We start from the raw sequence: 13,117 nt of genomic DNA on the forward strand, positions 1-13,117 counted from the left end.
TGCTTTATGTGATCCTTATTGGGGTGCTCTTTACGGCAGCAGCAGGTTCACGTCGCCGAACTCGTGCCACAGGTAACGCTCGTGGAGGGCCGCGGCGTAGACCCGCTCCAGCAGCGCGTCCCCCGACACCGCCCGCAGCATCAGCAGGTGCGAGGCCTCCGGCTCGTGCAGCCCGGTCAGCAGCCCGTCCACCGCGCGCACCCCGCGCTCCGGGGTGACGACCAGCTCCGTCCACCCCGCGGCCGCGCGCACCGCCCCGCGCCCGTCCGCCGCCGACTCCAGCGCGCGCACGGCCGTCGTCCCCACCGCGACGATCCGCCCGCCGGCCGCCCGCGCCGCGTTGACCTGCCACGCGGTGGCCGCGGGGACGGCGTAGGGCTCGGCGTAGGGGGGCTCGTGCGCCTCGGCGGAGGCCACCCCGGTGTGCAGGACGACCGGCGCTATCTGCACCCCCCGGCTGACCAGCTCGGTGACCAGCGGCGCGGTGAAGGGCCGGGCGGCGCTCGGCATCTCCGCCGAGCCGCGGCCGTCCGGCGAGGGGCGGGCGAAGACCGTCTGGTGGGCGGAGAGCGGCTGGTCGCGCTCGGTGTAGCCGTAGCGGATGGGCCGCCCGTACCGGTGCAGGCGCGGCACCGGGTCGGCCATCGAGGGCGACGCCACCCACAGCCGGTCGGCGCCCGCCACGAGCGGGCGGTCCAGCAGCAGCTCGCCGCCGCCGCGCAGCCGCAGCGCGGCCCCCGCGGGACTTCCCGCGCGGCGGACCGTGGAGCCCCGCCCGTCGGGTGTGCGGACCTCGACGACCCAGCGCCCGTCGTCCCGCCGGGTCGAGAAGTGCACCACCACCGGCTCGCCCGCCAGCTCGGCGTCGAGCGCGGCCGGCAGCGTCCGGGAGGTGTTCACGACCAGGACGTCGCCGGCCCGCAGCAGCCCCGGCAGCTCGCGGAAGGAGTGGTGCCCGACCGTCCCGGTGGAGCGCTCCCCGACCAGCAGCCGCACGGCGTCCCGGCGGGCCGGCGGGGCCGTCGCGAGCGACTCGGGCGGCACCCGGAAGTCCCGCAGAATCTCCGGCGCGGTGGAAATGTCCGAAAAACCACCCTTTCGTGATGCGCGCAGCGTTTCTTTACCAACCGATTTCACGCTGTTTGTCGCATGCGCTGTATCACGCTCGCGGCTCGTCGTCGCCATCACGCCCCCCGCAGCCCGGACGCGCTGTAGCGCCCGCTCGGCGCACCCCGGTCCAGCAGCCGCAGCAGCACCGGTGCCACCTCCGACGGCAGCGGCCGCGCCTCGAAGTCCGGGTCGTCCGGCACCGCCGCCGCGTACAGCGCCGTCCGCAGGTCGCCCGGGTCCACCGCCCACACCCGCACACCGGGCTCCTCCACGGCCAGCACCGCCGAGAGCTGGTCCAGCGCGGCCTTGCTCGCCCCGTAGCCGCCCCAGTCCCCGTACGCCTCCACCGCCGCGTCGGAGCTGACGTTCAGCACCGCCCCCGAAGCCGCCCGCAGCGCCGGCAGCGCCTCCTGGACCAGGGCGAGCGGCGCCGTCACGTTGACCTCCAGCGCCTCCCGCAGCCCCGCGAGCGGCAGCCGGGCCAGCGGGACCAGCGGCTCGGCGCCCAGCGCGCTGGCGTTGTTGACCAGCAGGTCCACCCCGCCCAGCGCCACCGCCCCGGCCACCAGCGCGGCCCGGTGCCCCGGGTCGGTCACGTCCCCCGGCACCGCGCGCACCACCGCCCCCGTACCGCCCGCGCCTTCCTTCGCGTCTCGTTCCAGCTCCTCGGCCGCCGCCCGCAGCGCGGCCGCGTCCCGCCCGTCCAGCACCAGGGACCAGCCGCGCCCCGCCAGCTCCGCGGCCAGCGCCCGGCCGAGCCCCCTCGACGCCCCCGTGATGATCGCCACCGGCATGGTTCCGCCCTCGCTTCGTGATCGACGCCCCGCGGCGCGCCCGCCGGAGCGCCGTCGCCCCGGCCCGCGGCCGCCGGCCCGGCCTGCTGCCGGAACCGCGCCCTCACCGTAGGAACCCGCCGGCGCCCGCCGCGTCGGGCGGCCGCCCTACCCGGCACGGTCACAAGGGCGTAGGCCGAAAGTGCCGCGCGTCCCTCCGCCCGCCGCCGCATCCACCCCGTGACCTGCCGCCGGTACGGTGGAGTCATGTCGGACAGGCCGCCCAGGGGCGGGATCGAGGCGGTCAGCGCCGCCGTGCTGGCGATGAACCGGCGGCTGGAGGTGCGCGAGGTCCTCCAGACCATCGTCGCCTCCGCGCGCGAGCTGCTGAGCGCCGAGTACGCCGCGCTCGGCGTGCCCGACGACCACGGCGGTTTCGCGCAGTTCGTGGTCGACGGCGTCAGCGACGAGCAGTGGAGGGAGATCGGCCCGCTGCCCCGCCAGCACGGCATCCTCGCCGCGATGCTGCACGAGGCCACCCCGCAGCGGCTCGACGACGTACGCGACTTCCCCAGCTTCGAGGGCTGGCCGCGCCGCCACCCGGTGATGCGGGACTTCATCGGCATGCCGGTCATGGACGGCGAGGAGATCCTCGGCGCCCTCTTCCTCGCCAACAAGGTGTGCGAGAAGCGCCCCGGCGAGCGGCACCACTTCACCCAGCAGGACGAGGACCTGCTGCGGATCCTCGCCGACCACGCCGCCATCGCGCTGACCAACGCCCGGCTCTACGAGCGCAGCCGCGAGCTGACGCTCGTGGGGGAGCGGGCCAGGATCGCCCACGAGCTGCACGACGCGGTGTCCCAGAAGCTGTTCTCGCTGCGCCTGACCGCCCAGGCCGCGGCCTCGCTGATCGGCCGCGACCCCGTACGCGCCAAGGAGCAGCTGCGCGAGGTCGCCGCGCTCGCCGCCGAGGCCGCCGACGAGCTGCGCGCCGTCGTCGTCGAGCTGCGCCCGGCCGCGCTGGACGACGACGGGCTCGTGGCCACGCTCCGCACCCAGGCCGACGTCCTCAACCGCGTGCACTCCGCCAAGGTCACCTTCGAATGCCGCGCCGTGCGCGCGCTGCCCGCCTCGCAGGAGGAGGTCGTGCTGCGCGTCGCCCAGGAGGCCGTGCACAACGCGCTGCGGCACGCCGACGCGAGCGAGGTCGCCGTCCGGCTCGAAGGCCGCGGCAAGGGCGCGCTGCTGAGCGTCCGCGACGACGGCCGCGGCTTCGACCCCGGACCCGTCCGCAGCGCCGGACGGCACTTCGGGCTGGTGTCCATGCGGGACCGCGCGGGCGCCGTCGGCGGCCGCCTGAGCGTGCACTCGGCGCCCGGCAAGGGCACCGTCATCGAACTGGAGGTGCCCGGTGGCTGACAGCGTGATCCGTGTCCTGCTGGTGGACGACCACCAGGTCGTACGCCGCGGTCTGCGCACGTTCCTGGAGGTCCAGGGCGACATCGAGGTCGTCGGCGAGGCCGCCGACGGGCAGGAGGGCGTCGACCGCGCCCGGGAGCTGCGGCCCGACGTCATCCTGATGGATGTCAAGATGCCCGGCACGGACGGCATCGAGGCGCTGCGGCTGCTGCGCGACGCCGGCAGCACCGCGCGGGTGCTCATCGTCACGAGCTTCACCGAGCAGCGCACCGTCGTGCCCGCGCTGCGCGCCGGAGCCGCCGGCTACGTCTACAAGGACGTCGACCCGGTGGCGCTCGCCGACGCCATCCGCTCCGTGCACGCCGGGCACGTCCTGCTCCAGCCCGAGGTGGCCGGCGCGCTGCTGTCCCAGGACCAGGGCGGCGGGTCCGGGTCGGGGCAGGGCCGCGGCAACGCCCTGACCGACCGGGAGAACGAGGTGCTGGCCCACATCGCCGACGGCCGCTCCAACCGCGAGATCGCCCGCGCGCTGGTGCTCTCGGAGAAGACGGTCAAGACGCACGTGTCCAACATCCTCATGAAACTGGACCTCGCCGACCGCACCCAGGCCGCCCTGTGGGCCGTACGCAACGGCGTCGGGAGCTGACCTGTCGCGTACGGCTCAGCCGCGCCGCCGCTCCGCCTCCTCCACGTACGCGTTGTACGCCGCCACCTGCGCGCGCCGCGCCGTGCGCTCCACCGGCCGCAGCAGGTCCGCGCGCGCCGCGATCTGCGAGGCGCTCACCGCCGCGCCGTGCCCGCCGCCGGCGATCTCCACCAGCGCGCCGACCCGCTGCGCCAGCTCCAGCACCCGCACCGCCCGCGGCGGGTACCCCGGGGCCAGCACCTCCCGGCCGCGCTCCGCCCGCGCCCGGTAGGCCTCCAGCGCCGCGTGCGCGGCCGGCCCGCCGGCGCCCGCCACGTCCAGCGCCGTGAGCGCCGCCGTCGCGTCCCGCAGCGCCTCGGCCAGCTCCCGCTCGGCCTCGCCCAGCGACGGCACGTCGGCCGGCGGCGCGTCCCGCACCGGACGGCACCGCCACTCCACCTCGACGTGCACGTCGCCCGCCGGGCCCGCCTCGTGCACCTGCGGCACCAGGCCCAGCGGCACCGCGCCCGCGGTCAGCACCGCCTCGCCCGCCTCCAGCGCCAGGTCGTTGAAGTCCGGCGGCCCGCTCAGCCCCAGCGGGTGCCCGGCCACCGGCAGCGCCAGCCGCAGCCCGGTCACGCCGAGTGCCCGCAGCCGGCCCAGGCCGAGCGTCAGGCCCACCGGGCCGTCCTCCCCGGGCAGGTCCGCCATGCGGTGCACCGCGTCGCCCGCCACGATCCGCTGGGCGACGTCGTCGGGGGCGGCAAGTCCGGCAAGCAGGGCATTTCCCCATGCGGTGAGCCGCCCTGAACGTGGTTCATCAAGCATGCCCCCAGCCTATGGACTGGACCGGTCGTGCGGTGGCGTAAGTTTTCTCCCGAGGGTCACCTCCGCGGACGTGCCGGAGCGGCACCACCGGGATCACGAGACTGCAATGGGAGACAACGCGCTCATGAGCGATGTGCTGGAGCTGGTGGACGTATCCGTGGTCCGCGACGGACGCGCTCTGGTGGACCACGTCTCGTGGTCGGTCGCGGAGGGCGAGCGCTGGGTCATCCTCGGCCCCAACGGCGCGGGCAAGACCACCCTGCTCAACGTCGCGTCCAGCTACCTCTTCCCGACCACCGGCACCGTCTCGGTCCTCGGCGAGAAGCTCGGCGGCGTCGACGTCTTCGAGCTGCGCCCGCGCATCGGCATGGCGGGCGCCGCGATGGCCGAGAAGATGCCGCGCCGGCAGACCGTCCTGCAGACCGTGCTCACCGCCGCCTACGGCATGACCGCCACCTGGAACGAGGGCTACGAGAAGGTCGACGAGGACCGCGCCCGCGCCTTCCTCGACCGCCTCGGCATGAACGACTTCCTGGACCGCCGGTTCGGCACCCTCTCCGAGGGCGAGCGCAAGCGCACCCTGATCGCCCGCGCGATGATGTCCGACCCCGAACTGCTGCTGCTCGACGAGCCCGCCGCCGGCCTCGACCTCGGCGGCCGCGAGGACCTGGTGCGCCGCCTGGGCCGGCTCGCGCGCGACCCCATCGCACCCGCCATGATCATGGTCACCCACCACGTCGAGGAGATCGCCCCCGGCTTCACCCACGTGCTGATGATCCGGCAGGGCAAGGTCGTCGCCGGCGGCCCCATCGAGACCGAGCTGACGTCCCGCAACCTCTCCCTGTGCTTCGGCCTCCCGCTCGTCGTCGAGCGCCGCGGCGACCGCTTCACCGCCGCCGGTCTCCCGCTGTCCTGACCCCGGCCGTGCGCCGTCGCACGCACCCGGCGCACGTCCCGCACCCGCCTTTCACCGACGCGTACTGCCCCAACCACCGGCCAGGGCCCTACGATTGACCTGTGGACGCATGGGTGTGGTGGCTGATAGCCGCAGTGGGACTCGGCATCCCGCTGGTGATCACGGCAATGCCGGAATTCGCCATGTTCGCGGTCGGCGCGCTCGGCGGCGCCGCCGCGGCGGGCATGGGCGGCGGGATCGTCGCCCAGGTCATCACCTTCGTGGTGATCTCCGTGGCCCTGCTGGTCTTCGTACGGCCGCTGGCCTACCGCAACCGGCAGCACGCCGGCCAGCGCAGCGGCATCGACGCGCTCAAGGGACGGCAGGCCGTCGTCCTGGAACGGGTCGACAGCGGCACCGACGGCCGGATCAAACTCGCCGGAGAGGTCTGGTCGGCGCGCGCGCTGGAGGAGGGCCGTGTCTTCGACCCGGGCGAGCACGTCGACGTCGTCGAGATCGACGGGGCGACCGCCGTCGTCATGTGACGGCACCGGCGGGGCGACCGCCGTCCACGGGCCGGGAATTCGCCGAACCGGCCCGCGGCGGGCGGCGGCTCTGCCAAGATCGATCATGTCGCAGTTACTGGAGTCACACGGTATTTCCGCCGGCAACCGGTGCGGGGAGTGGACATGCAGCCCATCATCATCGTCCTGATCATCCTGGTGGTGCTCGTCTTCATCGCACTCATCAAGACGGTCCAGGTCATTCCGCAGGCCAGCGCCGCCATCGTCGAGCGCTTCGGCCGCTACACGCGCACCCTCAGCGCCGGGCTGAACATCGTGGTGCCCTTCATCGACACCATCCGCAACCGCATCGACCTGCGCGAGCAGGTCGTGCCCTTCCCGCCGCAGCCGGTCATCACCCAGGACAACCTGGTCGTCAACATCGACACCGTCATCTACTACCAGGTGACCGACGCCCGCGCCGCGACGTACGAGGTCGCCAGCTACATCCAGGCCATCGAGCAGCTCACCGTCACCACGCTGCGCAACATCATCGGCGGCATGGACCTGGAGCGCACCCTCACCTCCCGCGAGGAGATCAACGCCGCGCTGCGCGGAGTCCTCGACGAGGCCACCGGCAAGTGGGGCATCCGCGTCAACCGCGTCGAGCTCAAGGCCATCGAACCGCCCACCTCCATCCAGGACTCGATGGAGAAGCAGATGCGCGCCGACCGCGACAAGCGCGCCGCGATCCTCACCGCCGAAGGCGTCCGCCAGTCGCAGATCCTCACCGCCGAGGGCGAGAAGCAGTCGCAGATCCTGCGCGCCGAAGGTGAGGCCAAGGCCGCCGCGCTGCGCGCCGAGGGCGAGGCGCAGGCGATCCGTACCGTCTTCGAGTCCATCCACGCCGGCGACCCGGACCAGAAGCTGCTGGCCTACCAGTACCTCCAGATGCTCCCGAAGATCGCCGAGGGCGATGCCAACAAGCTCTGGATCATCCCCAGCGAGCTCAACGACGCCCTCAAGGGCCTCGGCGGCATAGTCAACCTCCCCGGCGTCCCCGGCAACGGGAACGGCGGCAACGGCGGCCAGGGCGCCACCACCCCGGCACCCCGCCGCGAGGCCGCGCCCTTCGACAAGGACTGACACCAGCCCGTACGGCCGGGCCGCCAGGGAACGGAACACCCCCTGACGGCGGCGCCGCGCTGTGACATGATCACAGCGCCCCCCTCGACCGGGCCAACCGGCGGGGAGGAGGCGCACCGACCACGGAGATCCCCATGTCCCCTCTGGAAGCGCTGGCCGTCCTCGCCGCAGGCGTCGGCGCCGGCACCATCAACACCATCGTCGGCTCCGGGACCCTGCTGACCTTCCCGGTCCTCGTCGCCGTCGGCCTGTCCCCGGTCACCGCCAACGTCTCCAACGCCCTCGGCCTCGTCCCCGGCTCGGTCACCGGCGCCATCGGCTACCGCCGCGAACTGACCGGGCAGCGCGAGCGGCTGATCCGCCTCGGCCTGGTCGCCCTGCTCGGCGGCGCCACCGGCGCCGTCCTGCTGGTGACCCTGCCCTCGAAGGCGTTCCACGCCATCGTGCCCGTCCTCATCGCCGCCGCCCTGGTGCTGGTCGTGCTGCAACCCCGGCTCAGCCGCGCCGTCCAGGCCCGCCGGCAGCGCCAGGGCACCACCGTCCCCACGCACGGCGGCCCGCTGCTCGCCGTCGGCATGTTCCTCGCCAGCGTCTACGGCGGCTACTTCGGCGCCGCCCAGGGAGTCCTCTACCTCTCCCTCATGGGCCTGCTGCTCGACGAGACACTGCAGCGCATCAACGGCCTGAAGAACGTACTGGCCGCCATGGTCAACGGCGTCGCCGCCGTGCTCTTCATCTTCGTCGCCGACATGGACTGGGCCGCGGTCGGGCTCGTGGCCGCCGGCGCGACCATCGGCGGCCTCATCGGCGCCCGCGTCGGCCGCCGGCTGCCGCCCGCCGCGCTGCGCGGCCTCATCGTCGTCGTGGGCACCGCGGCCATCGTCCAGCTCATCCTCAAGTAGCGGCGCACACGCAGGCGGCCGGCCCCGCCGTCCCCGGCAGGCCCGGCCGCCCCGTGTCCCCCGTCACGCGCTCACGCCGTACGGGCCAGCCACTCCGGCAGCCCCGCCCGGTCCCGTACGCCCAGCGCCAGCAGCAGCGCGTCCGCCGGCGTCGGCTCGAACGGCTGCGCCAGCAACCGCATCCCGGCCTGCTCCGGTGTGCGGTCCGCCTTGCGCTGGTTGTCCTCGGAGCAGGCCGCGACCGTGTTCAGCCACGTGTCGGTGCCGCCGCGCGACTTCGGCACCAGGTGGTCGACGGTCGTCGCCCGCCGCCCGCAGTACGCGCACCGGTGGCGGTCACGCACCAGCACCCCGCGCCGCGACCACGCGGCCCGTTGTCGGAAGGGCACCCGTACGTAACGGCACAGCCGGATCACCTGCGGCACCGGGATGTCCACCTGGGCGGCACGGAAGCGCAGGCCCGAATGCGCCTGCTCGACGACGGCCTTGTCCTGCATCACCAGGACCACCGCGCGGTGCAGCGACACCGTCGACAGCGGCTCGAAACTCGCATTCAGCACCAGCGTCTCACGCATTCCCGCCCACCTCCCGGCTCCGCTCCGCCGCTCCGGCGAAGTGGCTCCACTGTGCCCGTGCGTTCCCCGCACGGACAACGCAATTTCCCCTCGGGGAACAGGAGACGACCGCGGACCGGGAACACGGGAAAGAGCCGGGGAACACTTCACCGGCAAAGAAACGGAACGCCCCGCGAAACGCCCGGAAAGGCCGCGCCCCGGACGCCGTGAGGAGGTGGATCCCCGGCATCCGGAGCGCACCGGCCGACGCGGGCACCCGGTCCGGACGACCGGGGCCCGGCAGGCGGCGGGGGGCGCGTGGTACCGCCCAGCGCCACACCCCGCCGCCCCCGTGGGAACGGTGCCGGCCCGCCCTGTCCGAGCCGGGCCGCCGGGCGCATGACCGGGGGCGCGGGCGAACCGGGCACCCACCACTGTGCGGTGGGGCGACCGCGGAGTGCAACGCATTAACCGCCGGCCGCGACCGGCCTCACCGCAGCCGGCGGTTGCGGCCGCTCAGCCGCCCGACACCTCGTACTCGGCGATCAGCGCCGCCCGTGCGAGCGTGTGGAAACGCAGGTTGAAGCCCACGACCGCGGGCGAGGCACCCGCGTCCGCGCCCAGCTTCTCCTGGTCGACCGCGTAGACGGTGAAGACGTACCGGTGCGGGCCGTCCCCGGGCGGCGGCGCCGCCCCGCCGAAGTCCCGCGTCCCGTAGTCGTTGCGGGCGTGCACCGCGCCGTCGGGGAGCCCCGGGAAGTCCCCCGACCCCGCGCCGTGCGGCAGCTCCGTCACCGACGCCGGGATGTCGAAGAGCACCCAGTGCCAGAAACCGCTGCCGGTCGGCGCGTCCGGGTCGTAGCACGTCACGGCGAAGCTCTTGGTCTCCGCCGGGAAGCCCTCCCAGCGCAGGTGCGGCGAGACGTTGCCCTCCGCGTGGACCTGCGCGTCCGGGAGCACGCCCCCGTGCGTCATCTCGTCGCTCACGACGGTGAACTCCGGCACCTGCGGGTGGAAGTCATGGGGGAGCGGTCGCCGCGCTTGCTCGGACACCTCGACACCTCTCGATTCGATCACGTCGGTCTCGCACTTCAAACCTGCGGTCCGAGCGTAGAACCCTAGAACCAGTTCCGCTTCGCTCCCACCTCGGCCAGCCACTGATGGAGGTAGTCCGCCCAGTCCGTGTGATCGAAGGACTGCATGTTCATCACGAAGGAGCGGTGCGTGTCGCCGCCGGTGAAGGCGCCCTTCTTGTCCATCTCCAGCACCACGTCCATCTCGTTGCCGTCGGCGACGAACGTCAGCTCCACCTCCTTGAGCCCGCGGTACTGCTCCGGCACCTTGAACTCGATCTCCTGGTAGAACGGCAGCCGCTGCCGCGTCCCGTGCACGTGCCCCTTCTCCAGGTCCGCGCTGTGGAAGCGGAAGCCCAGCCGCCCGAAGGCGTCCAGCAGCGCCTCCTGCGCCGGCAGCGGATGCACGTTCACCGGGTCCAGGTCGCCCTTGTCGACCGCACGGGCGATCTGCAGCTCCGTCGTCACCCCCACGTTCATCCCGGTCAGCTGCCGCCCCATGAACATCGTCACCGGCGTCTCCCACGGCACCTCCAGCGCGAACTGCACCGTGTGCACCGCCCGCGGCTGGATCTCGAACTCCCCGCCGATCCGCTGCGTGTGGAACTCGATGTTCTGGTGGTACTCGGTGTCCTCGCCCTGCGCGTTCTTCGTCTCCACCTCGACCCGGGCCTGGAGGCCGACCGACAGCCCCTGGATACGCTGCTCGACCGAGCCCCCCTCGATCCGCACCTCCCCGTGGATCACCCCGCCCGGCGTCACGTCCGCCCCGTGCAGCTCGGTCTCCACCGACGCCCCACCCGCGCCCAGACTCGCCATCATCTTCCTGAAGCCCATAACGGACACCCAGCCCCTTCGCTTTGCCGTGTCGTGCACAGATCTTGGCGAACACTACGAACGCAGCGCACCCCGGGGTGGTTCCACCCCGCTCCGGTACGCTTCCGGACCGTGATCGCCGCACCCGAGCAGGCCCCCCTGGACCGCACGTTCTTCGACCGGCCCGTCCTGGAGATCGCCCCCGACCTCCTCGGCCGCGTCCTCGTCCGCACCACCGACGACGGCCCGATCCACCTGCGGCTCACCGAGGTCGAGGCCTACGACGGCCCCAACGACCCCGGCTCGCACGCCTACCGCGGCCGCACCGACCGCAACGCCGTGATGTTCGGCCCGCCCGGCCACGCCTACGTCTACTTCACCTACGGCATGTGGCACTGCCTGAACCTCGTCTGCGGCCCCGCCGGAAAGGCCGCCGGAATCCTGCTGCGGGCCGGCCGCGTCACCACCGGCGCCGACCTCGCCCGCCGGCACCGCCCCACCTCGCGCAAGGACAGCGACCTCGCCCAGGGCCCGGCCCGGCTCGCCACCGCCCTCTGCGTCGACCGCGCCCTCAACGGCGCCGACGCCTGCGCCCCCGGCGGCCCCTTCCGCATCCTCACCGGCACCCCGCCCGACCCCGCCGCCGTCCGCACCGGCCCGCGCACCGGCGTCGGCGGCGCCGGAGCCGCCCACCCCTGGCGCTACTGGATCGACGGCGACCCCACCGTGAGCCCTTACCGCGCGCACGCCCCGCGCAAGCGGCGGTAGCCTGCCAGGGCGCGGAGCAGCAGCTCGGCGCGGCCAACAGCAGAACCAAGGAGACACGAAGCCGTGACGGACATCGTCGACGACCTGAAGTGGCGCGGGCTCTTCTCGCTGTCCACCGACGAGGACGCCTTGCGCAAGGCGCTCGCGGACGGTCCCGTCACCTTCTATTGCGGCTTCGACCCGACGGCGCCCAGCCTGCACGTCGGGCACCTCGTCCAGGTCCTCACCGTGCGCCGCCTGCAGCTCGCCGGGCACCGCCCGCTCGCCCTCGTCGGCGGCGCCACCGGCCAGATCGGCGACCCCCGCCCCACCGCCGAGCGCACCCTGAACGACCCGGAGACGGTCGCCGCGTGGGTCGGCCGGCTGCGGGACCAGATCGAGCCCTACCTCTCCTTCGAGGGCGACAACGCCGCCCTCATGGTCAACAACCTCGACTGGACGGCCGGGCTGTCCGCGATCGAGTTCCTGCGCGACATCGGCAAGCACTTCCGGGTCAACAAGATGCTCACCAAGGACGCCGTCGCCCGCCGGCTGGAGTCCGAGCAGGGCATCAGCTACACGGAGTTCAGCTACCAGCTGCTCCAGGGCATGGACTTCCTGGAGCTGTACCGGCGCTACGGGTGCACCCTCCAGCAGGGCGGCAGCGACCAGTGGGGCAACCTCACCGCCGGCCTCGACCTCATCCACCGGCTGGAGCCCGGCGCCGACGTCCACTGCATCGCCACCCCGCTCATGGTCAAGGCGGACGGCACCAAGTTCGGCAAGACCGAGGGCGGCGCCGTCTGGCTCGACCCCGAGATGACCACGCCCTACGCCTTCTACCAGTTCTGGCTGAACCAGGACGACCGTGACATCTCCACCTACATGCGCATGCTCAGCTTCCGCAGCCGGGAGGAGCTGGAGGAGATGGAGCAGCTCACCGCCGAGCGCCCGCAGGCCCGCACGGCGCAGCGCGCCCTCGCGGAGGAGCTGACCACCCTCGTCCACGGCGCCGACCAGTGCGCGGCCGTCATCGCCGCTTCAAGAGCGCTTTTCGGCCAGGGCGATCTCGCCGAGCTCGACGAGCCCACCCTGGCCGCCGCCCTCAGCGAGCTGCCCCGCGCCCAGGTGACGGAGCCGGCCCCGATCGCCGAGCTGCTGGCCCTGACCGAACTGGTGCCGAGCAAGTCGGCCGCCCGCCGCACCATCAAGGAGGGCGGGGCCTACCTGAACAACGCGAAGGTCACGGACGAGGACGCCACGCCCACGCGGGACGACCTCATCCACGGCCGCTGGCTCGTCCTGCGTCGCGGCAAGCGCAACCTGGCGGCCGTCGAGGTCCGCTGAACCCCGCCCGGACCGCGGTACGACCGGACTCCGGCGGGACGTGGCCGGAAAAACACGTTTGAACGGCGGCCGAGCTTGACTCGGCCGCCGGGCGTGCGTAACGTAGTCCGAGTCGCCAAAACGGCCCGGAGATGTGGTTCACACCGCTTCCGACCGCAGGCGGCCACCCCAACTACCTACGTCCACCCCTCCAGTGGGGCGAATTTTGGTGCGCCAGAATTCGAAATGCTGAGCGGGAAACGGCCGATTATGAATCGGCCGGAGGATCCGGTAAGCTGGGAAACACGAAGGGAAAGCCCGGAGGGGCCGGTGAAACGGTCTCGAAGGAAGCTTCCGTTCCTTGAGAACTCAACAGCGTGCCAAAAGTCAACGCCAGATA

Annotated in this window: 14 protein-coding genes; 8 read left to right on the forward strand and 6 right to left on the reverse strand. The window is 73.1% G+C overall.

Annotated features, from left to right (window positions below; all coding sequences use genetic code 11):
- Nucleotides 1-30: 30 nt before the first annotated feature.
- Together ACH4SE_RS26525 and ACH4SE_RS26530 are read right to left on the reverse strand one after the other, a co-directional pair.
- Nucleotides 31-1,044, reverse strand: a complete 1,014-nt coding sequence (locus ACH4SE_RS26525; RefSeq protein ID WP_398545973.1) for an S-adenosylmethionine:tRNA ribosyltransferase-isomerase — start codon at nt 1,042-1,044, stop codon at nt 31-33.
- Nucleotides 1,045-1,184: 140 nt separating this feature from the next.
- Nucleotides 1,185-1,904 (reverse strand): SDR family NAD(P)-dependent oxidoreductase, encoded by a 720-nt coding sequence (locus ACH4SE_RS26530; protein WP_398545974.1) that lies wholly within the window; start codon nt 1,902-1,904, stop codon nt 1,185-1,187.
- 246 nt (nt 1,905-2,150) lie between these two features.
- Here ACH4SE_RS26530 and ACH4SE_RS26535 point away from each other — a divergent pair, with 246 nt between their 5' ends.
- A complete protein-coding gene (locus tag ACH4SE_RS26535) occupies nt 2,151-3,302 on the forward strand; it encodes a GAF domain-containing sensor histidine kinase (protein WP_398545975.1) in 1,152 nt (383 codons plus the stop codon).
- A complete protein-coding gene (locus tag ACH4SE_RS26540; protein ID WP_398545976.1) occupies nt 3,295-3,948 on the forward strand; it encodes a response regulator in 654 nt (217 codons plus the stop codon). Before ACH4SE_RS26535 ends, ACH4SE_RS26540 begins: the two co-directional genes overlap by 8 nt.
- 15 nt (nt 3,949-3,963) lie before the next feature.
- Here ACH4SE_RS26540 and ACH4SE_RS26545 read toward each other — a convergent pair whose 3' ends face one another.
- Complete coding sequence (locus ACH4SE_RS26545; protein WP_398545977.1) at nt 3,964-4,755, reverse strand: hypothetical protein; 792 nt, start codon at nt 4,753-4,755, stop codon at nt 3,964-3,966.
- A 124-nt stretch (nt 4,756-4,879) separates the two neighbouring features.
- Between ACH4SE_RS26545 and ACH4SE_RS26550 the strand changes: the two genes are divergently transcribed.
- The 4 genes from ACH4SE_RS26550 (at nt 4,880) to ACH4SE_RS26565 (ending at nt 8,201) form a co-directional block, all read left to right on the forward strand.
- The gene (locus tag ACH4SE_RS26550) at nt 4,880-5,671 is read left to right on the forward strand and encodes an ABC transporter ATP-binding protein (RefSeq protein ID WP_398545978.1); all 792 of its coding nucleotides are present in this window, start codon (nt 4,880-4,882) and stop codon (nt 5,669-5,671) included.
- A gap of 101 nt (nt 5,672-5,772) precedes the next feature.
- Nucleotides 5,773-6,195, forward strand: coding sequence for an NfeD family protein (locus tag ACH4SE_RS26555; RefSeq protein ID WP_398545979.1), 423 nt, complete (start codon nt 5,773-5,775; stop codon nt 6,193-6,195).
- A gap of 144 nt (nt 6,196-6,339) precedes the next feature.
- Nucleotides 6,340-7,299, forward strand: coding sequence for an SPFH domain-containing protein (locus tag ACH4SE_RS26560; protein ID WP_398545980.1), 960 nt, complete (start codon nt 6,340-6,342; stop codon nt 7,297-7,299).
- Nucleotides 7,300-7,433: 134 nt separating this feature from the next.
- Nucleotides 7,434-8,201, forward strand: a complete 768-nt coding sequence (locus tag ACH4SE_RS26565; RefSeq protein WP_398545981.1) for a sulfite exporter TauE/SafE family protein — start codon at nt 7,434-7,436, stop codon at nt 8,199-8,201.
- A 71-nt stretch (nt 8,202-8,272) separates the two neighbouring features.
- On the opposite strand, the gene ACH4SE_RS26570 is transcribed toward ACH4SE_RS26565, so the two are convergent.
- The 3 genes from ACH4SE_RS26570 to ACH4SE_RS26580 all read right to left on the reverse strand — a co-directional run bounded on the left by ACH4SE_RS26570 (nt 8,273) and on the right by ACH4SE_RS26580 (nt 10,665).
- Nucleotides 8,273-8,776, reverse strand: coding sequence for an HNH endonuclease (locus ACH4SE_RS26570; protein WP_398545982.1), 504 nt, complete (start codon nt 8,774-8,776; stop codon nt 8,273-8,275).
- 495 nt (nt 8,777-9,271) lie between these two features.
- A complete protein-coding gene (locus ACH4SE_RS26575) occupies nt 9,272-9,808 on the reverse strand; it encodes a YbhB/YbcL family Raf kinase inhibitor-like protein (RefSeq protein WP_398545983.1) in 537 nt (178 codons plus the stop codon).
- Nucleotides 9,809-9,873: 65 nt separating this feature from the next.
- Entirely contained in the window at nt 9,874-10,665 is a 792-nt protein-coding gene (locus ACH4SE_RS26580) for a sporulation protein (RefSeq protein ID WP_398545984.1), read from the reverse strand.
- 111 nt (nt 10,666-10,776) lie between these two features.
- On the opposite strand from ACH4SE_RS26580, the gene ACH4SE_RS26585 reads away from it, so the two are divergent.
- Nucleotides 10,777-11,412: a DNA-3-methyladenine glycosylase gene (locus ACH4SE_RS26585; RefSeq protein ID WP_398545985.1), complete on the forward strand. Its 636-nt coding sequence runs from the start codon at nt 10,777-10,779 to the stop codon at nt 11,410-11,412.
- A 63-nt stretch (nt 11,413-11,475) separates the two neighbouring features.
- Nucleotides 11,476-12,738 carry a tyrosine--tRNA ligase gene (gene tyrS, locus ACH4SE_RS26590; RefSeq protein ID WP_398545986.1) on the forward strand — a complete coding sequence of 421 codons (1,263 nt, stop codon included), beginning with the start codon at nt 11,476-11,478 and terminating at the stop codon, nt 12,736-12,738.
- The last annotated feature ends 379 nt before the right edge of the window (nt 12,739-13,117 follow it).

Origin of the sequence: Streptomyces sp. NPDC020983, from assembly GCF_044333485.1 — a bacterium.
Taxonomy (GTDB): Bacteria; Actinomycetota; Actinomycetes; order Streptomycetales; family Streptomycetaceae; genus Actinacidiphila.

Bases quoted from the DNA above. Each gene is read 5' to 3' on its own strand.
- ACH4SE_RS26530 (WP_398545974.1), bottom strand. From the start codon at position 1,904: ATGCCGGTGGCGATCATCACGGGGGCGTCGAGGGGGCTCGGCCGGGCG.
- ACH4SE_RS26535 (WP_398545975.1), top strand. From the start codon at position 2,151: ATGTCGGACAGGCCGCCCAGGGGCGGGATCGAGGCGGTCAGCGCCGCC.
- ACH4SE_RS26545 (WP_398545977.1), bottom strand. From the start codon at position 4,755: ATGCTTGATGAACCACGTTCAGGGCGGCTCACCGCATGGGGAAATGCC.
- ACH4SE_RS26550 (WP_398545978.1), top strand. From the start codon at position 4,880: ATGAGCGATGTGCTGGAGCTGGTGGACGTATCCGTGGTCCGCGACGGA.
- ACH4SE_RS26560 (WP_398545980.1), top strand. From the start codon at position 6,340: ATGCAGCCCATCATCATCGTCCTGATCATCCTGGTGGTGCTCGTCTTC.
- ACH4SE_RS26565 (WP_398545981.1), top strand. From the start codon at position 7,434: ATGTCCCCTCTGGAAGCGCTGGCCGTCCTCGCCGCAGGCGTCGGCGCC.
- ACH4SE_RS26570 (WP_398545982.1), bottom strand. From the start codon at position 8,776: ATGCGTGAGACGCTGGTGCTGAATGCGAGTTTCGAGCCGCTGTCGACG.
- ACH4SE_RS26580 (WP_398545984.1), bottom strand. From the start codon at position 10,665: ATGGGCTTCAGGAAGATGATGGCGAGTCTGGGCGCGGGTGGGGCGTCG.